The sequence below is a fragment of the Parabacteroides sp. AT13 genome (assembly GCF_002272965.1).
GTDB lineage: Bacteria > Bacteroidota > Bacteroidia > Bacteroidales > Tannerellaceae > Parabacteroides > Parabacteroides distasonis.
Window position 1 is genome coordinate 2,857,932 of sequence record NZ_NQMH01000001.1, and the last position, 23,781, is coordinate 2,881,712.

General features: G+C 38.4%; 15 protein-coding genes and 4 pseudogenes. 15 read left to right on the forward strand and 4 right to left on the reverse strand.

Annotated features, from left to right (window positions below; genetic code table 11):
• Positions 1–25 precede the first annotated feature (25 nt).
• The 4 genes and pseudogenes from CI959_RS21830 to CI959_RS11950 all read left to right on the forward strand — a co-directional run.
• A pseudogene (locus CI959_RS21830) lies at positions 26–265 on the forward strand (hypothetical protein); the annotation flags it as partial.
• Between the two features lie 2,624 nt (positions 266–2,889).
• Positions 2,890–3,210: a helix-turn-helix domain-containing protein gene (locus CI959_RS11940; protein ID WP_057317436.1), complete on the forward strand. Its 321-nt coding sequence runs from the start codon at positions 2,890–2,892 to the stop codon at positions 3,208–3,210.
• Positions 3,211–3,480: 270 nt separating this feature from the next.
• On the forward strand, positions 3,481–4,269 hold the full coding sequence (locus tag CI959_RS11945; protein WP_057317437.1) for a Hachiman antiphage defense system protein HamA: 789 nt from the start codon (positions 3,481–3,483) through the stop codon (positions 4,267–4,269).
• Entirely contained in the window at positions 4,269–7,187 is a 2,919-nt protein-coding gene (locus CI959_RS11950; RefSeq protein WP_057317438.1) for a DEAD/DEAH box helicase, read from the forward strand. The genes CI959_RS11945 and CI959_RS11950 overlap by 1 nt, the downstream gene beginning before the upstream one ends.
• A 279-nt stretch (positions 7,188–7,466) precedes the next feature.
• On the opposite strand, the gene CI959_RS11955 is transcribed toward CI959_RS11950, so the two are convergent.
• The 3 genes from CI959_RS11955 to CI959_RS11965 are packed head-to-tail and all read right to left on the reverse strand — an operon-like array spanning position 7,467 to position 10,065.
• A complete protein-coding gene (locus CI959_RS11955) occupies positions 7,467–8,156 on the reverse strand; it encodes a TatD family hydrolase (RefSeq protein WP_057317439.1) in 690 nt (229 codons plus the stop codon).
• Positions 8,153–9,568: a Qat anti-phage system QueC-like protein QatC gene (gene qatC, locus CI959_RS11960; protein WP_057317440.1), complete on the reverse strand. Its 1,416-nt coding sequence runs from the start codon at positions 9,566–9,568 to the stop codon at positions 8,153–8,155. The genes CI959_RS11955 and qatC overlap by 4 nt, the downstream gene beginning before the upstream one ends.
• Entirely contained in the window at positions 9,553–10,065 is a 513-nt protein-coding gene (locus CI959_RS11965) for a hypothetical protein (protein WP_253282340.1), read from the reverse strand. Before CI959_RS11965 ends, qatC begins: the two co-directional genes overlap by 16 nt.
• Positions 10,066–10,447: 382 nt before the next feature.
• Between CI959_RS11965 and CI959_RS11970 the strand changes: the two genes are divergently transcribed.
• The 5 genes and pseudogenes from CI959_RS11970 to CI959_RS11990 all read left to right on the forward strand — a co-directional run bounded on the left by CI959_RS11970 (position 10,448) and on the right by CI959_RS11990 (position 15,515).
• Positions 10,448–11,608: a site-specific integrase gene (locus CI959_RS11970; protein ID WP_057317442.1), complete on the forward strand. Its 1,161-nt coding sequence runs from the start codon at positions 10,448–10,450 to the stop codon at positions 11,606–11,608.
• Between the two features lie 550 nt (positions 11,609–12,158).
• The gene (locus tag CI959_RS11975) at positions 12,159–13,967 is read left to right on the forward strand and encodes a reverse transcriptase/maturase family protein (protein ID WP_057317443.1); all 1,809 of its coding nucleotides are present in this window, start codon (positions 12,159–12,161) and stop codon (positions 13,965–13,967) included.
• A gap of 201 nt (positions 13,968–14,168) precedes the next feature.
• Complete coding sequence (locus CI959_RS11980) at positions 14,169–14,540, forward strand: hypothetical protein (RefSeq protein WP_018712106.1); 372 nt, start codon at positions 14,169–14,171, stop codon at positions 14,538–14,540.
• A 33-nt stretch (positions 14,541–14,573) separates the two neighbouring features.
• A pseudogene (locus tag CI959_RS11985) lies at positions 14,574–14,690 on the forward strand (RteC protein); the annotation flags it as partial.
• A gap of 183 nt (positions 14,691–14,873) precedes the next feature.
• Positions 14,874–15,515 (forward strand): NYN domain-containing protein, encoded by a 642-nt coding sequence (locus CI959_RS11990; protein WP_018712107.1) that lies wholly within the window; start codon positions 14,874–14,876, stop codon positions 15,513–15,515.
• Positions 15,516–15,607: 92 nt separating this feature from the next.
• Here CI959_RS11990 and CI959_RS21530 read toward each other — a convergent pair.
• A pseudogene (locus tag CI959_RS21530) lies at positions 15,608–15,826 on the reverse strand (conjugal transfer protein TraG); the annotation flags it as partial.
• Positions 15,827–16,430: 604 nt separating this feature from the next.
• Here CI959_RS21530 and mobV point away from each other — a divergent pair.
• From mobV to CI959_RS12025, 6 genes and pseudogenes are all read left to right on the forward strand, one after another.
• A complete protein-coding gene (gene mobV / locus CI959_RS12000; protein WP_057317444.1) occupies positions 16,431–17,738 on the forward strand; it encodes a MobV family relaxase in 1,308 nt (435 codons plus the stop codon).
• A gap of 287 nt (positions 17,739–18,025) precedes the next feature.
• Entirely contained in the window at positions 18,026–19,270 is a 1,245-nt protein-coding gene (locus CI959_RS12005; protein ID WP_057317445.1) for a DarT ssDNA thymidine ADP-ribosyltransferase family protein, read from the forward strand.
• Positions 19,271–19,273: 3 nt separating this feature from the next.
• Entirely contained in the window at positions 19,274–19,966 is a 693-nt protein-coding gene (locus tag CI959_RS12010; RefSeq protein WP_057317446.1) for a hypothetical protein, read from the forward strand.
• A 24-nt stretch (positions 19,967–19,990) separates the two neighbouring features.
• Positions 19,991–21,496 (forward strand): hypothetical protein, encoded by a 1,506-nt coding sequence (locus tag CI959_RS12015; protein ID WP_255223116.1) that lies wholly within the window; start codon positions 19,991–19,993, stop codon positions 21,494–21,496.
• A 2-nt stretch (positions 21,497–21,498) separates the two neighbouring features.
• Positions 21,499–22,143 (forward strand): OmpA family protein, encoded by a 645-nt coding sequence (locus CI959_RS12020; RefSeq protein WP_095231448.1) that lies wholly within the window; start codon positions 21,499–21,501, stop codon positions 22,141–22,143.
• 163 nt (positions 22,144–22,306) lie between these two features.
• Positions 22,307–23,539: pseudogene (locus CI959_RS12025) on the forward strand (IS256 family transposase).
• Positions 23,540–23,781: the final 242 nt, after the last annotated feature.

Here is a 23,781-nt window from a genome sequence, read left to right on the forward strand (position 1 = left end):
TACAATACATGAGTGATCTGTACCTATGCCCACTTTTCAGGTAGTTGCACCTTGCCACAAAGATTTGGTGCTGAACAGTGCCTTTGCGAGTGACTATGGGGACTTGATAAGCAACAACCGGATTGATGCCTGGATATACGGTCATTCACATACGAATATTGATGCAGAGATTGGTGGAACCAAAGTATTATCCAATCAGATGGGATATGTTTTCCAGAACGAGCATCTTATGAATGGGTTTGATTCGGGAAAGTATGAAAATAAAGAAGATTTTTTTCGGGATTGGCATTCATTCAACCCGATGGAAACACGCTGGTTTCATGTCGCTTCTTCCATATACATGGAGGGAAGGGCAATCCGGTTTACAGACCGGAAATATACCCGTTTCGTTGTTTCAAATTATTCTTCGTATGTTTCGGATAATAATGAATACTATAACGATGAATGGCGCAGGGAAACTATTACCCGTATTTTTGCCTATCTGCGCAGACTGGTGGATGCCGTTATTGCCGATGCTGATGGCTTCAATGAATATGTAGCCGGCAATCTTCCATATCAGCAACGGACAGGAAAGATAGCACGGAAGGATTTTAACAGGATAGAGCCGCGATTCAGGATTGAGTCGAAAGACAGGGAAACTTCCATAAAAGCTTTGGAAGATTCCGTGAACGGACGTTCTGTGCCTCCATTAGAGACTATGACAATACGACAATATTGCAAATATTTCCGTATAGCGCACGAAGTGTATGAGTCGTTCTACAGAAATTTGCCTGTCAGTAAATACAACCAGACTGAACAGACTTATGGCCCTAATGAATTGCATGGCGTAGCTTATTATAATCGGATGAAGTTTGCAAAAATTGATGAGCAGTACGATATTGATAGTCCGGATGATTTCATCTGGTTTGCCAAGGATCATTATGGAGAACTGGGGCTTTCCCGCCTGAATATCTTTGCATCAGATACAGAACGGTCAGGATGGGTGATTGTCGTTTCCAACAGTTATTCTGCGAATGCCGGTCTCGCCATTGAAGTTGCCACAGCTCTGTATAAGTCCGGTGTTCCATTAATAATCCACGATGCCGACAAGCTTCTGAAGATTCTTGAGGAAGAAGATTATGTCAGGTTGGTTCCTTATTCATACCATAACTATATGGGCTATCAGGAGGAAGGCTCCGTTTATGAGCTACCGGGAATACGAATGTAGTGAAGATGGCGGATCATCTCTGACTGCTGAGCAATACAAAGAGATTGTCTCGTTTGCTGAATGGCAGGAAGAGGAGAGGGTGAAGGTAGACTAATGTCATATTTCATGTGTTAACGCACATCTGGCAATCCGTTTGGTTAGTCAGTAACATGCAAATTATCGGCACTGATTCGAAATAGTGCCGATAATTTGCATAATTCTGATATTTCAAATATGACTTAATCAAATTCTAACTAACAGGCATTGTTCGATGCAATAGAATTCCCTACGATAGATGAAAGAATAAGAAATCTTTCTAATATGATGGATTGGATGAGATATCTTCCATCAGTTTCATTAGGTGGAGATCAAGAATAGTATTCAACAACGAAATAATAAGTTATAGAGTAATGGTGTAAGATTCTATTAGCATATCGAGGATAATTTCAATAAACTTGGTGTTCGTTGATAACAACTTCTAGAGTTGCTGAAATAATTAACGAGAATATTTTTCTAACATTCTAAACGGAATATCATTTGTAGTAACTTTATCTATAGATATTTTGTTTGTATTTAGCTGTATATCATTATTATAACATTTGTATGTATTCACAAATAAGAGATCCAAACAGCTTTATGAAATGATAATTGTCTATGATTTTGCCTAATTTGATAGGAATAAGTCTTCAAATTGCATTGAGGGACATAAATTTGTCTCCCGTGTGCGACTTGAGGGGCAAATGGGGGACAAAAAACTGAAAAAATAATTATAACAAGAGAAAATACGAGTGAAAAAAGAAAATGGAGTAATGCTTTGAAGTGACTGATTTAACTCATTTTACGACTTTATATTTTCTCTTTTTATGATTTTGTTTTCATTTGGTTATTTGCCGATGCAGTATGTGTACGTCATTGATTATCAATAGTATAGCGCTCTAAAAGGTACAACCAGCAGGTTGGCAAGTATTTGAGAATGTGTAAGTTAGTGATTTTTAGCACCATTCTCGGCTTGTACCTCCATTTTGGAAAGTAAAAGTAAGTGTAATTTCTTGAATATCAAAATATGCGGTACAAAAACTTGTGAAAAATGGCGTTTTTTGATGAGAAAAGGTACAAAAATGGCTCTGAAACAAGAAGGGACATTATGATTACTTTGCGAAGTACTCTGTCTTCAACTAATAGGCATAAATCGGATTCTGAAACGAGATTTCACCAGCCTTATTATCCAAATATATCATTCTTGATAAGAGCAGCCTTTGAACGGGATATTTAGGTTGTTGAAGAGATTTGATAGCGATGCATCACTTCAGTCGGACTGATGGCCTTTTCTCCGGTTATAAGAGCCTTGAGGCAGTTCAAGTTGCTGTGTGGTCAGTTTGTCGGTGATTGTTATAAACAACAGACTTATGTGACAGCAGTCGCTATTTTTAAAAATAGCCTAAGTAGCAATATTCTGAACAGAAAAGGAAGTATTATTTCTTTTTCTGTTCAAATTATTGCTATCTTTCTATAAACGATATATTGTTTGTTATCTGTAAAATATCAGCCTTATGAATAATATAGTAGCATTTAATATCTCCAACAACGCCCAATAATGTGACCAAAGCAGATTTCAACAGGAATAAATTCAAAAATTATCTCTGTAACATATCATAAAATAAAGCAAAACTACTATATTTGCATATTATATGATATGTTGAGCTATGACGAAAAGTACGATGGGTACCAAGTTGCCAAGAAAGTTGGAGCAGAAGATGCAGATAGTAGGAGAACAGATCAGGCTGGCCAGATTACGCAGGAATCTTAGTATTGCCCAAGTCGCCGAACGTGCCACCTGTTCACCTCTGACAGTTTCACGCATAGAGAAAGGTGTACCAACGGTGGCAATAGGCATTTATCTTAGGGTGCTTTATGCGCTTCAGCTAGATGATGATCTTCTTCTGCTTGCAAAAGAAGATGCAATGGGAAAAGCATTACAGGATTTAAGTCTTAAACAAAGGGAAAGGGCATCAAAAAAAGAATAAGGTATGAAACGACTACTCTAATTTGCCGAATACCTAGTTATACTAAAATTATTAATGCTGTGCGAATGCAACCAAGATTGACGATTACGGAGAAGAAAAAAGAAACCAGCATTAGCGTAATTACTATTCAAAAGTTATCGGATCAGTTGACCTAGAAATAGTATGTGAAGGAGGAAGAGAAAGAAAAGTCTTTGATAGTGTTTTTAATCCGATGACATATCATTAATAAGTTATATGTAGTCATTGATTTCTAAATAATAAAGTGCAATAATGGTAAACTTGATTTCATACTTTACTAAAAACAGCATTTTGAGTGCGAGCGCGGGGCTTGAGATATATGATTTTACAGGTGATTCTATAGCTTTTGTACAGGATTGTGTACGGCGTTTTCGGGAAGCATATATCAGCGAAGAAAAACTTGAAAGAATTGTAGCTGAGTCCAAAACAGCTACAAGAAAAGATGCTATAGAACGACGACTGCCTCAAAAGGCATCAAATAAAGCAGGTGATTTTGGCGAGATTCTATCATATTATCTTTGGACAGAGACGTTTGCTAGTGATGCAAATATACGCCCAATGAAAATCAGGTGGAAAGAGCACCCTGACATGCCTAGTCATTTGGTAGATGTTATCCTCCTCAGGCGTGTAGATGAAGACAGTGCCTGCCCTGATGACAAGATGTACACGATTGAATCTAAAGTGTGGACCTCGCCAATGAAAGAAGGTCATAGTTCTTTGACGGATGCCTTAAGCGATGCTATTAAAGACAAAACAGAACGTGCCGCAAAAACAATACCTTATCTTGTGTCACAATATGAGCGAGATGATGAATACGCTTTGGCAGATCAAGTTCGACGGTTTGGTGATCCCGTAAACTATCCTTATATTAAAAAGCATTTTGCGATAGCAATAGTTGAGTCAACCCAAGCGAATGATCATATTGCAAACTTTAATAAGGTATTGCAGGCAGCAAACACTAATATCCCTGTGTATTTGCTTCCTATTGCTGATTTGAAGAACATATATAATCAACTTTACCTCAATATTCCGAATAACTGATGGCAGACATATTAGAAGAGTGGATTAATGATGCAAATGCGTACGAATTACTCAATATTTACAGGATTGAGCAACAAGTGTTATACCAATTTGTAAATAAAAGTGATGATTTCTATATCTCCTTATTGAATAGGATGTTCTTTACGATGCGGAATAGAGAACTAACATTGGAAGATAAGAAAGAACGTCTGTTGCGGATAGTAACAGGCTTATTGGTTTATTCTGAAAAAACAACAGCAGGAAATTTTGATGGTGTAAACCGTAATAACAACCTTCTTTATATTGCAGCTATTTACTATCTATGTGAATATAATGCATTGTCGCAACTATTTATTTGGAGGGCGAAGGGATATGAATTTGAAAATGAATCTGCGCAATTGCTCTACAGCATAATGGCCGGGTCTGAGAAGTATGCAAATAAAGAGAATGAACTTTGTTTGCTATTGAAAAAATATATGTTGACAGGGGATGAAGGTGCACTAAATGTTATAGATGATAGGTTACGAGAGAAAATAGAACACAATATTTATCTTGGCTTGGATGATTTTTTTGATACACAAGTAGTTGTATGGGTGATGAAACGCTTTCGTGAGAGTAATCTATGGAAGATATTAATTCCTCATGGCGGTAAAGAAATTTGGGGAGAATATATAGCATACTCTGTAAAAAATCATATTTATACGTTGTTGCCATCACAAGAAGATGCCATAAGTAAAGGCCTTTTAGACTATACACGCTCGTTTAGCCTCAAGATGCCGACAAGTGCAGGTAAGACTTTTCTTACTGAGTTATTGGTATTTCAAGAATTAAAAAATAATCCAGATGCAAAAATATTATACTTAGCTCCATTGCGGTCGTTAAGTCGTGAGTTAAAAGAACGCTATGGTAGGCTTTCGTATAAATTCAGCTTTGATTTTCGTGCAGCTTATGGTGGTTGTACTACATCTGCTGAAGAGGAGACAATTGAGAATGCCAAATTACTCATAGCTACCCCAGAAACTTTCACAACGTTGGAAGGTTCAATAGATGACCTCACGGAAGGATATACTTTGGTGGTATGTGATGAAGGACAACTGTTAGAAGATAGGAGCCGAGGTGTAAACTACGAGTTGTTATTGACTCGCTTGAAGAGAAATAAACATATTAGATTCCTTTTTATCTCTGCAATTATACCTAATATCTCTGATATAAATCAATGGCTTGGTGGAACAATTGGCGAAGTGGGAAACAGTACATATAGACCGTGTAAAATACGATTTGCATTGGCGACGGAAACAGATGGTCATATCATAGTTCAATACGCTAATGATGCAATAGACGACTGGTCGGTAAAAGTTAATGACTTTTTAAATGATAGGCAGGCAAAACTGGTTGGTACAACACAAAGGTCATTGAGTTGTGCTCTATCCCTAAAGGCAATGGAAGCGGGACCAGTAATGCTTTATTGTTCAATGAAGGATGGCCCTCGTGGTTGTATAAAACATGCGGAAGAACTCTTAAATATGCTTAGTGAGTCCGTATTCAAGAGGCCATTCTCTTTCGTTCAGGATATGAATTGGCTATCTAAAGTTGCTGAATACTGTACGTATCAATTTGGCGATGACCATCGTCTTACTCAATGTGTAAAAAAAGGATTTGCATATCACCATGGACAAATGCCTCAGGACATGAGGGAATTGATAGAAACTGCTATAGCAAAGAAGTCTCTACAACTTGTGGTCTGTACAAAGACACTTTCTGAGGGTATCAATATGCCCATTAAGACCGCGGTGCTTGCAAATATAACAAACCCTACTGACGGAACTTTCAAAAATACTCTTGAGTTGAGAGACTTGAAGAATATTGTAGGAAGAGTAGGTAGAGCCGGTAAAGAGTCATATGGTCTTATCCTGCTACCTATTAAGAGTAAAAACACAGAACCTATTGAAAGAGTAATTCAAGTAATTAAAAATGAGGTGAATGTGGAACGAACAAATGGGGCACTTTATTACATAGTACAACAAATACGTAATAGTGGATTAGTAACCGATGAAGAAATCAATACTTTTTTAGAATCAGAAGGCGTAGCAGAACAGATAGATACGTTGATCAACCTCAATAAGGATGATACGGAGCTTATTGATATTAATTTGGATAATATAATAGAAGATTCTCTTGCATATTATTTAGGTGATAAAGAGACAAAGAAAGAAGTTAAAAAGATCTTTACTATCCGCTATGAGCATTTACGAAAGACTCTGTCTAATAATGAATATGACAAGTATTTGCATATAGGGTTGCCTCTTGCTGACTATAAAATGTTAAAACGACTATTTGCTGATAAGACGACTGAAGATTTTGAAATACACAGCCCTGTGGATGATAGTTGGATTCACCTGATGATGGAAACAGTATATGCTTTGGAATCAGTAAAATTTGATTTGAAAAATGTTTCGAAGTCGAAACCATTGTTCAGAATACATAAAGATTTAACATTAGCAGAGAGAATTCTTACGTGTTGGATATGTGGAAAACAATATGTGGAGATTGCCGCTGAGTGCAGATGCTCGGCAGAACAAGCAGCACTCTATGTTGACTTTATTCAAAAAATTATAGCTGTGAAGGCGCAAGCTGTCGTGTCATACATCGAAGAAACCTATCAGATTGAATCAACTTTGATGCAACTTTGGCCTGATATGGTTAAACGAGGTGTTTCTGATAAAAAGGCTCTTTGGATAATTGATTCTGGCTTGGGTGATCGTGTTGTTGTTAATATGCTGGCATCTTACTTTGATGGTAATAACCTCTATGAGGATGATAAAGCCACGTTTTTACATGTTATTACTCATAATGCAGCTATAGACAAATATGTGATGGAAAGTCCTATTCCAGTACTGCTAAAAGAACGGTGGAAGCAGTATATGAGTGCTAACAGCTAGATGTAAAATTACTATGGCAGCTTTAGCTAAATTGTATGAATTCCTTGAAAAGAAACGAGATGAAGAACATATTGACAGTATGTTCTGTTTTCATATGATGCATTTTCACCTGAAGAAAGCCCCCTGTACGGCTTGGGATTCTTTCGTGGTGGGAAATAGAACGGCTTGTAGAGAATGAGAATTGCCTTATGGGTAAGTGGCTTATTTTGTGTATCTGGAAATACGAGACTCAAACTTGGTTCCCGTATTTCCATTACACAAAATATTTTTAGTGCCTAACTATCTTCTAATAGTAGATATAAGGCGGCTAAAATTATCATAAATGACACTTTCTCCCAAACCTATATTTGTTAAAGTATTACTGATTGAGCAAACTTTATTAAAAGGGGCATCTGTTTCTGTTAGAATAAGATTACGTGGTATGCGCTTAATTATTTCTATTCCACTATTAGTCTTTGTCATTTTTTCGTTGACAGAAAAATAATATCCATGTTCTACTATCTTAGGAATTAGAGAGAGAGGACCTGAATACCAATGGAATATTACATTCTTAATGCCATAGGTAATCAGCATTTCGAACAAGACTTTTTCAGCTCGTCTGGAATGGACACTTACTATTTTATTTTTTTTACTTAATAGCTGCAATACTTCCTCTAAAACGAAAACTTGATCATTTTTAGTTTTTAGTCCTTCGTTACTAAAATCTAGACCGATTTCACCGATATAGCTAGTTTTATCTAAACACTGGCTGAATAGCCGTAATTCACTTTTATTTTTGCTTGCATATAATGGATGAAATCCTAAAGCCAGACGTGAAAACTTATATTGTCTTACATGCTCATAGCCCAATAAAAAATGACTTGGTAGATTTGTCATTCCTATCGAGATATTCTTTTTTACCTCTTGTTGTTTGAGATACTGTTCAGGATTTGGCATCATGTCAAAATGACAATGGGTGTCTATAATCATATTCCTGCTCTTATTTGTATTTCTTTTGTAGCTTTTTTCTTAAGCCAATTTATAACTTGTCTGTATGAGTGTAAGGCTAATGATGTATATTCATCTAACTCTTGCTTTTCTATAATTCCATTAAAGAATAGTTCTTGGCGAATTGTACGTTCATTCATTCTATTTTTTAGGAAATACAGAAGAGCGTTAAAATCCCTATTCCTTTTTTGATGTTTATTGTCAAGATTAAATTTAATGCCATGAAGTACATCAGTGCCAAGCAATGCCTCATTATCTAGACCTATTGTATCTAGTGCGACTCTTCTATATAAGCATGGCAAACACATACCACAATGTTTGATTTTGGCATTGCGTATTTCTATTCCGCTTTTGTCCCAAAAAACATTGTGACCACGTTTTGCACAAGAGCATGATAAGTCAACTAATGATTCTAAAATTGCCTTTTTCGAAGTATCTTGACAGCACTCAAGAACCATGTCTGCTTTTGATTTTAATCGATATGGGTTGTATATTGAGTTTGATATACCTATAGCATATAAAGCCTCCTGTATGCGTTTGATAAAAGTAGGATGCGTAGTTCGAGTACTGCATGAACTCCTTCTTCCACTATCAAGAGGTATATTTATTGATATAGTTCCATTCTCTGGAACTATCAATTGACATTGTGGGGATATTTTGTTTGCAATATATATTCCTGCTGCAAAAAATAATAAGGAACGTGAGCGGAATGTACTCTCTGTTGGAGTTTTAATATTCCAAAAATGAGGTTTAAGCCCTGCGTTCAGCAACACTTGTTCGTATTTATTCGAAAAGATATTGTTTTCCCTGCAATATTCTAAAATGCTTTTTTGATCACTATGCTCTTTGCCGAGTTCCATATGTGAAACAAGTAGTATCTTTTTATCAACAGAGAGAGTGCTGGCCTCATCTATAAATCCAATCAATGAGTCTAAACCTCCTGAAAACAATGCAACCTTTTCAAAAAACTGAGGATCATATTCCTTTACTTTTTTAGTTGGATTATACGAGTATGAATCTGCCTGTATAAAGTGAATATCCCAATTGTCGCCCGTAAGAAAATTGATTGCTTTATTAAAAGCTTCACGACCTTTATTCATATCCTCAAGATTTATTACAGGAACATTCAATAATATCAAGTTTCGTTTCCATCCATCATCTGAATTAGACAAACGCAGTACAGCTCTGTCCACATTATATACAATCATGGATAAAACTAATAAATCAAAAGCAACAGATGATGTATCTCGTGAAAACTCCCATAACTGTTTGGGATTAAACTTTGTGTTGACAGAATGAATTTTTCCGTCACTTCCTTGAAATGAAAGAGTAAAAAGGCCAAAAACTTCGCTTGTTTTTGACGGAGTATAATTAATGTTTATTCTTGTTTCCATATATCCAATATTTCTGATGTTAAAGAATCCAGGTATTCTTTTCCTTCTCGGCTATTGAAGTCGATTTGAGTTAGTTCTTTGCTTAACTTCTCATCTAGTTCGTTATGAAGCCAACCTCTCATGTCCTTCTTTATTTCTTCGGGATTACTCCCTTTGTCAAATATGTGGCTTTGAAATAATTCTGCAGAATATTCCAGTATGTATTCAATTTCAAATGTTATAATCCATTCATGAAGATCGTCATCTGTTGCATTCTGAAGTTTATCTTCAATTTCTTGTCCGTCTTTACAATCTGACAAAATATCATTCAGCACTTTATCCATTGCATAAGTTGCTGCTGCATCATCCATTGTAGAATCATTGTCTCCAATGATCTCGTGCAAAAGCAATTCCTTGAAATCATGTGGCGTTTTCGGCTTTTGTGTATCAGGCAGTCTATCAATGCCTAAACTTGATACAAGTCCATATTGTTTAATATTGTTTAAAACAGTAGCCAACCCTCTGACTGCATGTCCACCAGCACGTCCAAACGAACTGCTGCCTCTCTTACCTCCATGTCCTCCAATTCTGCCACCCCTATACAAACCATTGCCGAGCGCTATTCCTAAATTACGGAAAAACTTCGGAATATCCGCCGAATTGCAGCAGATTAACGCAACAGGATTTGATAATTAGGGAGTTAGAGGAAAAACGCAGAAGTTGGGCAGACAGTTGAAAACCGTCTTAAAGCAGATTAAAGCAAAAGAACGGTTTCCTAATCATTACCCGATGAAAGTGCAGATTTAACAGTTCCTGTTTCATTTTGCGGCGTTCTGCGCAGTTTTGCTTATCAATAGGTAACTCGTTGATTTATAGTTTTGCAACCAAAAAGAAACGAGTATGGCAAGAAGCACATTCAAGGTGCTGTTCTACGTGAACGGCAGTAAGGAAAAGAACGGAATTGTCCCCATCATGGGACGAGTTACAATCAATGGTACGGTAGCACAGTTCAGCTGCAAGCGGACTATCCCGAAAGAGCTTTGGGATGCCAAAGGGAACAAGGCAAAGGGCAAGAGTATGGAAGCGAGGGAAACCAATCTTGCCCTTGACAACATCAAGGCTCAAATCATCAAGCATTACCAGCGTATATCCGACCGTGAAGCCTATGTAACGGCAGAAATGGTACGCAATGCCTATCAGGGATTGGGCGGTGAGTATGAAACGTTGCTCGGTGCTTTCGACAAGGAAAATGAAGTGTTCAAGAAGCGTGTCGGAAAAGACAGGGTCAGGGCTACCTATATGGCAAGGGTACGGGCAAGAAACCATGTGGCGGCATTCATCAGGTCACATTACAAGCGGAACGACATCTCCATGCCTGAACTTACGCCCGACTTCATCAAGGAGTTCGCCGTGTTCCTTTTCAATGAAGCCGGACTGCACAACGGTTCGATATGGGAAAACTGCATGTGGCTGAAAGGTGTGGTGATGCGGGCGCATTTCAACGGACATATACCGAGGAATCCGTTTGCCCAGTTCCATATAAGCCCGAACACGAAAGAGCGTGAATATCTGACGGAGAATGAGTTAAAAACATTGATGGAATTTCAGTTCAAAGACCCCAAGAACTCCTATCTCCGTGATATTTTTGTTTTCGCCAGTTTTACCGCCCTCTCATTCGTGGATATAAAGGAATTAAGCAACGACCAGATTGTGGAAGTGAACGGTGAGAAATGGATTATTTCCAAACGACACAAGACGGGTGTACCGTTTCAGGTGAAGCTGCTGGATATTCCCTTGCAGATAATCGAGCGTTACAAGGCTTTTCAGGAAAACAATCTTGTATTCCCCAATCTCAACTATTGGTCAATATGCAAGCGTATGGGAAAGATGATAAAGGAATGCGGCATCACCAAGAAAATCAGCTTTCATTGCTCAAGGCACGGATTTGCGACCCTGGCTCTCAGCAAAGGGATGCCAATCGAGAGTGTCAGCCGTATTTTGGGGCATACGAACATTGAGACTACGCAAATCTATGCGAGTGCGCCCAGAATGGTCGCTTAATAAATACTTCTTTAGCAAGAAGTTAGGATTGGGTTCGATATAGTCCTATCGTCAATCAGTTTATCCAAAAGGGAAACCCGATGGAGAGTGTAGCATACTGATTAAAGCTCCAAGTCCACTAATAGTCAGGTGGCGACTGAGGGGCAAGACGAAAAGACATACATAAGGATGAAGCCTTGATTGGTTGAATGATAGTTCAGTGGTACCAAATCTTGCAACAACGGAAGACTATTATACATACGTTGTTTCATAGTACTCTGCCTATTTTGTGCGTTAGTGCAGAGCATAAAGAACCGACTATGACACAGCCGCAATAAGCGGACAAGAACGAAAGTCGCATCCGACAGTATGTCGTGCTAATAGTTATTAAGAGAACTAACTGGGGATTACCTAAGTCGGAACGCTGGAACAAACAGCTATAAAGAAAGCTTTTGAATATCCGATATGGTAACGGAACTTCCGTAGTAGTCTGAGCAAGGGAAAGCCTTGTACATGGCGAAGGGAAGTAGTCTGTAACTTTAATACAAACAACGGAAAACGTGAGAGACGTATGAGAAATCCAGAGCAAGTATTAAACATTTTAGCTGGACACAGCAATGAGCCCGAGTATAAATACGAAAGGCTTTACCGTATTCTATTCAATGAACAGATGTTCTTTGTCGCCTACCAACGTATGTATGCAAAGCCGGGCAACATGACACCCGGCACAGATGGCAAAACTGAGGATGAAATGAGCATTGATAGGATAAACAAACTCATAGAGAGTATAAAGGATGAGACTTATAGTCCCAATCCTGCAAAGAGAACTTACATTCCGAAAAAGAATGGGAAGATGCGTCCGCTAGGAATACCGTCTTTTGAAGACAAATTGGTTCAAGAGGTAGTAAGAATGGTGCTTGAAGCCATATATGAGGGACACTTTGAGTGGACATCGCACGGTTTCAGACCAAACCGAAGCTGCCACACAGCACTGAAAAGTCTACAAAACAATTTCAACGGTGCAAAATGGTTCATTGAGGGAGATATAAAAGGCTTCTTTGACAACATAGACCATAATGTGCTGATAGAAATAATGAAAGGCAGAATAGCAGACGACAGATTTCTTCGTCTGATACGGAAATTCCTCAATGCAGGGTACATGGAAGAGTGGCAATTCAACAAGACTTATTCAGGGACACCGCAAGGTGGTATCATAAGCCCTATTTTGGCAAACATATACCTAGACAAGTTCGATAAGTACATGGATGAATATGCCAACAAATTCAATAAAGGGACAGCAAGAAGCCGCAACAAGGATATTTGCAAACTCAACAGCAGAGTACACGACCTAAAACGTAGGATAAATGAAGTTGAGGATGTAAACGTAAGAACAAGGATGGTAGAAGAACTGCACGAAAAGCAGAAGCTGATACTTACAATGCCAAGTGGCAATGATATGGATGTAAACTTTCGCAGGTTGAAATACGTGCGCTATGCCGATGATTTCCTTATCGGAGTTATCGGAACGAAAAACGAATGTGAGACAATCAAAGCTGACATCACTAAGTTTATGCAGGAAAAGTTAAGGCTGGAGATGTCACAGGAAAAGACTTTGATTACAAATGCACAAGACAGCGCAAAATTTTTGGGTTACGAAATATATGTCCGTAAAGACTATGCCACAAAGAGAAACAGTAACGGAACAGTGCGCAGATACTTCAACGGGAATGTGATACTACACGTTTCAAGAGAAGTAATCAAGAACAAGCTGCTCAGCCTCGAAGCCATGAAAGTTGTCACCAAACACGGCAAGGAGACATGGGTGTCAAAAGGCAGGACTTATATGATTGACAATGAAGCGCACGAGATTGTATCTCAGTTTAATACCGAAATACGAGGGTTCTACAACTATTACTCAATAGCAAACAATGCATCGGCTTTGGGACGCTCTTTCGGCTGTATTATGAAGTTCTCCATGTACAAAACTCTTGCTCAAAAGCTGAATATGTCAGTGAGAAAAGTCATTGAAAGATACCGCAAGGACAATCTCTTTGCAGTGCCTTTTGTAAACAAGGGAGGAGAAACCAAGTACAGGGTATTCTATAATGAGGGATATGCCCGCAAAACGGATTGTGAAACAGCCCCAAGTGACAATCTGCCGTACATGTTCAAAACGCCATCGTTGAGTCTGATAGAAAGGCTTACAACAAAAACGTGCGAACTATGTGGCAAGCACGGAGAAGTGGTAATGCACCATGTCCGCACACTCAAAGAGTTAAAAGGTAAAAATGACTGGGAACGCAAAATGCTCTACATGCACAGAAAGACTTTGGTTGTATGTGCGGAGTGTAACGCAAAAATCCAGAGATGTGTCAAGTAAGATGATGTTACAGATGGAGAGCCGTATACATGGAGACGTGTAAGTACGGTTCGGGGGCAGGTAAGCGAAAACCTACCGCTGTAAAGCGGAAAGGCGTTGTTTGCCGAGCCTACAGATAACCGTGCAGAAATTGGATAATGACCTCACGATACTGGGCGACAAACTGAGCAAATCATTCGGAAACGTGAAAATAGCTGGGATATGAAACGGGAAATAATCACAACGGACAGCTATGGTAGAATTACCATACCATCCGATACAGGTAATATATGGATGAATGAAATGGAGCTGGTGGAGCTGTTCGGGGCAATCGCCCCGACGCTCCGTGCCGCCATTCGTGCCGTGTACAAGTGTGGAAATTTTAATCCTCTTGAAGCTGAAAAACGTATCAAGCTGCTCAACGGCTATTACGCGGACATGTATGCCTTGCCGATGGTGGTGGCACTCGCTTTTCGCATTGACACGTCAGGTGCCGCAACGGTTCGCAATGCACTGCTGGAAAGATTGTGCCGACGAAAAGAAAAACAAGTCCTGCTAGTGTCAATGAATAACAGAATGCCGTATGAATGTTAGGGTGAACTTTTTATGTTCAGCCACTACAATACCTATGCGGACATCAAGCGGCGGAAGAACGAGAGCCGGACGTATTTCTTTGACAGGGCGGCGGAACGGCTGAACCGCAGGATGATGCGGGACGAGGAGGCGGAACGGAAGAGGCGGTGAAGCAAGAAAATAAGCGATAAGTCCGCCTTGATTTATTACGAAAAAAATAAAAAAAGTTTCTACTATATTTGTATTATCAAATATAAATTGTACTTTTGCAATACAATATCGCCCTTAGGTGGAAAATACTAAGGCTCGCCACCCCTAAAAAGGTGGCTTATTTTTTATATATACAATTGGAATATGGAGCAAAAACAACGCGTTATAGTCTATATTGATGGATTCAATTTCTATTTCGGACTGAAGAGCAATGCTAAATGGAAGAAATATTATTGGCTTGATATAGTCAAGTTGTTCGAGATGTTCATGCGCCCGAATCAGGAGCTTGTTGCCGTCAAGTATTTTTCGGCAAAGCCTGATGATATAGACCAAAGTCTTCGCCAGAATGCCTTTTTTCAAGCCAATAGAGAAAATCCAAAATTCAAGTTGATATTGGGTAAGTATCTGAAAAAATCTATAACCTGTTTCAAATGCGGAAATGTTATTCATACCCATGAGGAAAAGGAAACTGATGTACGAATAGCCACACAGATTGTAGCAGATGCCTATCAGAAGAATTGTGATATATCCATTGTAGTATCAGCTGATAGTGACATGATACCTGCTATCGAACTTGCAACAGAAGCTTGTCAAAAGGTTTTTGTATATTTCCCTCCTTACCAGTACTCCAGTAATCTTGCTACTATGGGTATGGGTAAGCCTATCCATATGAAACAATATGAAACTCGTTTCAGGCAATGTCTTTTACCTGATGTGGTACATCTTGGAAAGGCAAACTTTGATTTACAGATACCTAAGAAATGGAAGGCTTTTCAGTCAATCTGAATCAGAAATACGCGTTATAAAAAAGGAAAATCCGTAATACAGTCTGGAATATCCAGTCGTATTACGGATTTTTCTTTTCGTCTATGATATTTCTATTTGTTCTGCAAGAGGTATTGCAGTTCGGGGTCGGACTGTATGCGCTGCAACTCGTCAGCGACAATCTGCCGGACCTCGGCACGGATACGGTTGTAGTTATCCTAGTTCATCTCCTTCATGCGGTCGTTGCCGCCGGCATCTGTAAAGTCCGTGATGACGGGTATAGACCGGTAAGCCTGTTCCTCACGCTTCACTTTCTCGGCATCGACCACAATTGGATGATTAACGGTTTAATCTGACGTAGTGACGACATGAAGTCATTAAATCCGTAAATCAGTGCGTCAGTCAATCTGTAATTATCTGCAACAACCAGTCCCCGAAGACGTGCATATTCCACGACTTCGGGCTTTTTTATCTCCTTTTACCTGAAAGAGTAACCCGTTTATACTGCATTTTCTTTTGGCATGACCTATTTTGCGCCGTTCCGCATAGATTTGCGTATCAAGATTTTACCGACACTTCCGTAGCTTTGCAACCATGTTTAACCCGTTGCCGACAGAATGTAGGCAGCACTAAAACCTGTATCAAGAACATGAAGAAAAAAAGAAATCATTTGCGTAGGTACAACTCTCTACAAGATTGTGAACCAGTCCCGCATTGACGGAGGCTATATGAAGAAGGTACTCTCACAGGCTTTAGGAAACAGAAAAGCCATAGCTCATTAGGGCATTTTCTTTACGCAGTGCAGGCACAGCTAAAAATGCCCCAATGAGCCAACGGGGTTACACCCCTCTGGACACCCCCGTTTGCCATGCGGCATGACCGCAGCGGACGGAAACCAACAAACCAAATTGTCAAACTTGAAAACGAAAAACAAGCATGGGATATATAAGCATTCAAATCAACAAAGCGAAAGGCTCGGCTGACACGGGCGCATCCGACCACATAGAACGTAAGACCATACCCAAGAACGCAGACCCTACACGTACACATCTCAACCGTGAACTGGTGGAGTTTCCTGATGGAGTGTCCGACCGTACCGAAGCGATAAGTCACCGTATCCGTACGGCAGGTATCAAACGTAAGATAACCCCCGACCAAGTGCGGGCAATTAGAATCGTGCTTTCGGGTACGCACGAGGATATGATGAAAATCCAGGACGAGGGCAGACTTGACGAATGGTGTGATGACAACCTGCAATGGCTGCACCATACCTTCGGCAAGGAAAATACAGTTTCAGCAGTCCTGCACATGGATGAGCACACACCGCACATTCATGCCACGGTCGTACCGATAGTAACAGGAAAGCGCAGGAAAGCCAATAAGGAACAGGAGGATGGTAAACGCTCGTACCGCAAGAAAGCCAATACCGTGCGTCTGTGTGCTGACGATGTATTGACACGTGAGAAGCTGGTAACATATCACGATAGTTATGCAAAAGCAATGGAGAAATATGGCTTGCAACGTGGTGTGCGTGGCTCGGAAGCACGGCATACGACAACCGCCCAATACTACCGTGATTTGAAACGACAGACGGGTGAACTTGAAGCCAATGTACAACAGTTACAGACTGAGCAGCAACAGGCAGAGCAACAGCTTGACGAGGTAAGGCAGGAAGTCAAGTCGGAGAAACTTGAAGCTGCCAAGACGGAAGCGAAAGCCGCATTCGTGGCAAAGGTCGGTTCTATTTTCGGTGGTGGTAAACTGAAAGAGTTTGAACACAGGAATGAAGATTTGCAAAACCGCATAAAGGAACTTGAAGAAGAAGCCGTACAACGAGAGGTACAACATGCCAAGCAGATACAGGAAATGAAAAATGCTTACGAACAGCAGCACCGAAAACTGTCGGAATTTACAGATTTTGTCAAACGCTACTTCCCTTATGTGGAAAAACTGATGCCTACTATCAAGTTTTTGCGTGAAACTCTGAATTTTAGCGATGGGCTAATCAAAAAGCTGTGTATGTTTAAGGATGTCACTATTAAAGGTAAACTCTATTCTTCTGAATTCCGACAGCTCTTTAAGACTGATGGTTCGGTTTGCTCGCTTAAAGAGACCTCGGATGGGAAATTTGATCTCAAAATAGACGGCATTTCACATGTTAACTGGTTCAGACACAAGAAAGACGAGTTTATGGAAGCATTGGGATTGCCAACGAAGAAACAAAATCGAAATATTAAGTTGTAAATCAAAATAAAGTCTGTGATAGTTGGTGACATATCACGGAGTTTTTGTACTTTTGTAGCTGGATTGAGATAACTCTTTCCAAGACATATTAGAAAAAGAAGAAGCGTTATGCTAATCGTGGTGTCGGAAACCTAGGAAATTTCCCAAACATACAAACGATGATTGCATAGTGGTTCTCACGCTATAGCGTGGGCTGCTATTGTTATATCTGTTTGTATAGGTTTCCTAGGACCTCCGACACAGGTGAACGATTTGTAGTTCACGCTTCGTGTTAAAAGGTATATGGTATGATTTTTAAATGGCTTAAAAAACTATTTGGATTATATGATAGTTCACCAACTGAAATCCCTGCAAATGGTGAACTCAAGCCATCTGCCCCTAAGTCGCTTTATGATGAACTTGACAAAAGGAAAGAACATGTAAAGCAAAATAGGGACAAACTCAAACAATCGCCAATTGATTGGTATTCTTTAAATACTCCTTCCCAAAAAGATGAATTACAAACTCGCGTCTTTTCTCCGCGTAAATTTGAGAATATACCTTCTCTTCAAACTTTAAAAGATGACAGATTAAGAAAAGAGGCACATGAATTAAAGGTGCAAGAAGAAAAGGTAAAGTTATTATTAGACAAACTTGAAACCTTTATTGCGCAACAAAAGCTTCAAGATGCAAATCAAATAATGGATGTAATTACGCATGAAATAGTGCGCACAAAAGAGCCGTCCATAAGAAGGAAATACACGTTTTTACAGAAATCCTTAGCTGAATTAGAAAGAAAATTAGAACATGAAAGACTTGTTAGGTTAGCCGAAGAACAAAAGCGCAAAGAGGAAGAAGAACGCAAAAAAAGAGAAAGAGAAGAAAAGGAAAGGATAGAGAATGAAAAAAGAATAGCAGAAGAACGAAGACGACGACAACAGGAAGCAGACAGGCTTGCCGAAGAAGCCAGAAAAAAAGAGCAAGCAGAATTAGCAGAAAGGAAACAATTAGAAGTCCTATCTACTGAGCGAAAAGAAAACTGGTTTGCTTTCAAACAAGTATTGGATAATAATGGTATTCAGTACCTATATCATTTTACAGATAGGCGAAATATTCCATCAATTAAATTGCATGGCGGTCTATTCTCATGGCATTATTGCAAGAAAAACAATATAACTATTCCGTGTCAAGGTGGTGATTATGATTCACAAGAGCTAGATAAAAAATATGGCTTAGAAGATTATGTTCGTTTGAGCTTTTGTAATGACCATCCTATGGCTTATCGTTTACAACAATCGGGGAGCGATATAGTCATTCTAAAAATTGAAGTAGATGTTGCCTTATTAAAAGGTACACTGTTTTCCGATATTAATGCAGCAGATAAACTTCATACTCACGGAGGAGAATTAGATGATTTGAAAAGAGTTAATTTTAACGCTACTAAAAGGAATTATGTCCGTAAAGATGATGATGATTTTAAGCCTCATCAGGCTGAAGTCATGGTAAAGACATTTGTTTCGAAGAAACATATTGTAAATCTTGATAATTTTTGAATTATGATTTATATAGAAAGTAAAAAAAGGAAATTAGAAAAAATAAAGGAAGAATATCCTAATGCTGTAATATTGGATATTACCTCTAATTCAGAGATGCGATATGCAAAAATATTAAGTCCGTTTTATCCACATAGAAATATACCTATTCCTTTTACAGACGGATTAAAGGCTACCTGTGTCGAAGCGGTGTGGCAAGGATTAAAAGTCTTTGAGAATGCAGGCGTGGATTTTGCGACATTCAAAAATGATACAATGCGAGATTTAAAACGGACTGTGCGAAAATATGGAATACCCAAAGGACACAGTAAAGGAGCTTATAGTAAAGAGTTATTAGGATACTTTGAAGCGAGGATGCTTATCTATCTTCCAACGTATAAATGGGTGCTGGATAATGTCCCCGAAGTTCATCGTGTAATAGAAAAAATTAAAGCACAAAGCAAAATTCAAGATATTGTATTATTAGATTATAATACAAATATAGACTTTCGAGATATTTCAAAGCCATTGTCACACGCAGGTTTGGTAAAATTATACATTGACGGTAAATACCCCAATGGCATAGAGGATTACCAACCAATGACACAGGAAGAAATGGATGCAAAGAAAGTTAGGGAGAAAGAACTAAAGAAAAAACTAAAACGTAAGGTAAAAGAACGCAAAAGCGCACAAAGTAAAAAACTGTTTGAAGAATAAATTGAACAATTAGAATTTGTAAAGATGGAAATGATACAAGAATACATCGGTTTAATTATTGCAGTCATCGTTGTAGCTGCTGTTATTATATTTCAAATTCGTAGTTTCCTTAAAACAAAAGGAAAAATTAAAGAACTTGACAGCTTGTTTGAAGATGTTGACACTCTGTCACTAAAAGAAACGTCTATTACACCAAGTGTACTAAGAAACAAAGAATCTCTACAGAAATTTTTGCAAAGCATTCCATCACGCCATAATGATGAAAACGGTGATGAAAGCAAAGATTATACAGACTTATCACTTCTTGTTTTTCAAGGTGGGAATAAGTCGTCCAATAAGAAATTTAAAATGATTATTGATCGTACGAATGAGTACTTGTGCAAAAATACAGGGACAAGTGCTGATTTAGGGGTATTAGAAGACATATGTGACAGTCAAAAAGAAACATTAGAGGATGAAATACAAAATAGCCTTAATGTTCCTCTATATTTAGGGCTTGCAGGCACTTTTATAGGAATTATTACAGGATTATTGGGTGTTGATTTTGACCAAATTTTTGGTAACACGAATAACTTGAATGGATTACAGCATTTATTATACGGCATAGTTGCAGCTATGTGTGCAAGTTTATTAGGCTTAGGTTTTACCGTATATAATAGTGCTGTAACATATAAGACTGCTGTAAGCAAATGTGACGACGGTAAAGGAAATTATATGAATTTTCTAAGACGTGAATTGATGCCATTATTATCAAATAGTATGGCTTCAAACCTTAATTCATTAAAGGGAGTATTAGGACACTTTGTAGATAAATTTGGAAGGAATTTAGATGCTTATGCTGATTCTGCAGAACTGTTAAACGACAATTTGGAAAAACAACATTTGGTTCTAGCGGAAATAAACAAATTGAGCTTAACGCAAACTGCAAACAAGATTGCTGAAACCTTTATGCAATTAAAAGATTCAGCTGATTCATTAACTGTTTTTCGTACATATCAAGAGCAGCTAAATTCAACAATAGCTAATACGTCAGGAGTTATAAATCAAATACAAACCTTAATAGGCAAATTTGAAAATTTTTCCACTGGACTTTCTGTTGTGATAAGTAATCAGAATAAAACTACCGAGCTTCAGCGAGAGTTTCAAGAAGCAATAACAACCCATTTCCCGACAGGAGCAGAAGCAAGGGAGATTTGGAGAAAGGAATTTGATTTGCTTATGTCTGAGGGGAAGCACGTTTCAGAAAGTTTGTCAGCACAACTTACAGCATCAACGGAACACATTCAGAATTTTGTCACAAATAACAAAGAGTTCTTTGATACATTTGATAAGCTGAAAGAAGTACTTGATATAATGATACAATATACGCAAGTTCAAGCGGAATGTTATAAAGATATGAAGGGTGAAATCTTAAATCTGAGAACGGATTTTCATAACGCTCAACTTGAGGATATAGAGTTAAACAAATCGATTCTTAAGGCTATAGAAACAATGACAGAATCTATTAAGAACTTAAAAGAAGAAAAGTAATTATGTCAAAAAACAGAAGTAATACTTTCTGGTTAAGTTATTCAGACCTCATGACAAGCTTGTTTTTCATTATGCTTGTTCTATTTATAGTGTGTGTCGTTAAGATGAAAGGTATTAATACACAATTAGATAAGGAGGTAAACGCTAAAGAGGAACAGCTCAGAAAAATTGAAGAACTAAACAATTCTATTAAAGAGATAGATAATAAGTATTTCGAATACGATGAGCAATTCAAAAGACATAAATTAAAAGACATTGAAGTCTCTTTTAATACCTATAGTTCTAACATCAATGATATAGGGCAAGAGCAGCTTGATAAATTACTAAAAGCTGGTCAAGCAATTGTCCGTTTTATGAATAGTGCAAAGAACAAAATCCCTGAAGCTCAATATATGCTTATAGTAGAAGGACAATCGTCAAAAGATTATTATACAAGGAATTATGAACTTAGCTATGAAAGGGCATTGGCTTTGATTAAATTTTGGTCAAATAATGGTATTGAATTTGATACACTTGGTAATTGTGAAGTTTTAATTTCAGGAAGCGGACAATCAAGTAAATTTAGAGTTCAACCTGATGTTAGAGGGAATAAAGATAACCAACGATTTGTTATACACATAATTCCGAAACCCGGCATCATAGAATAATTGGAAAGTGGCAATAGGGAATCTTTATTGTGTCTGCTGAAAATTATAAGAAATGATATTCCTGTTTTATTCATTAGTTCGGGCACTATAAAATATTTTATGTAAATGGAAAATACGGGGTTCAAGTTTGAGTCTCGTATTTTTTATTTTATAGATTTGCAAAATGAAGAAGATTATGAAAGAAAAGAATCAAGTAGTGCCTGATGAGGTGTTAAGCAAGGAGTTCCTTAGCCAGTTCAAGACAGAAGCGGATGTGAGCAAGTTTCTGAAACAGTTGCATGCCCAGGGGCTGGAGAAGATGCTTGAAGGCGAAATGGATGCCCATTTGGGCTATGAAAAGAATTCTGTGGCAGGAAATAACACCGGTAACTCCCGTAATGGAAGTTATCCGAAGAAAATCCAGACCGAACATGGAGAGTCTGTCATTTCCATTCCACGTGACCGTAACGGCCAGTTTGAGCCGATAGCAGTGCCCAAACATGAAAGCCGTGGACTTTCTATAGAAAAGCTCGTTATCTCTCTATACGCCAAAGGAATGAGCGTTTCTGATATAGAGGAAGAGATGCGTGAGATTTATGAAATAGAGCTCTCTACATCTGCCATTTCCATCATTACCAACAAGGTCAATCAGGCTGCCCAGGAATGGCAGAACCGTCCCCTTGATCCTGTTTACCTGATAGTCTGGATGGACGGTATTGTTTTCAAGGTACGGGATAACGGTAAAATCATAAATAAGACCGTTTATCTTTGTGTCGGACTGAAACAAAACGGTTTGAAAGAGGTTCTTGGCATGTGGGTCGGCAAATCGGAAAGTTCTTCTTTCTGGATGGGTGTCCTGACCGACTTAAAAGCCCGTGGAGTACAGGATATACTGATTACCTGTACCGACAATCTGAATGGATTTACGGATACTATCCGCAGTATATTCCCTCAGTCATCCACTCAAATCTGTGTGGTACATCAGATCAGAAACTCCTGTAAATATGTCGTTTATAAGGATAAGAAAGAGTTTACAACGGATATGAAGAATATCTATAATGCACCCAACAAAGAGGTTGCGGCCACGGAACTTGATAACCTGGAAAAGAAATGGGGAGGAAAGTATCCATACGCCATACTTTCATGGAGAAACAACTAGGATGATTTGACTGTTTTCTTCCAGTTCCCACTGGAAATCAGAAAAATAATCTACACAACCAATCTCATTGAGAATCTAAACGGAAAAATCAGAAAGTACACCAAATCAAAGCTTTCATTCCCTTCGGACGATGCCGTAAAAAAGACCGTTTATCTTTCGCTTATGGAGATTGAAAAGAAATGGACAATGCCTATTTCAAACTGGGGCTTGATTATGAATCAATTTATGCTTATGTTTGAAAACAGAATCCAGATATAAGAACAAACTTACAACTGAATCCTGTTTCCATTTACACAAAATTTTGGACAGTGTCTTAGTTCGATGCTTATAGATACACTTTAAATGAATGATATTTAAAATATTCTCTGTATTTTTGCATCTGTAAGAGTTACCCGAACAAGCAAAGCGAGGCAGACCGTAACAATTAGAACGGTTGCCAACTCATTACCCGAAAACGGGATATTTCTTCTAACTCTCTTGATTTTAAAAAGGTATATTCC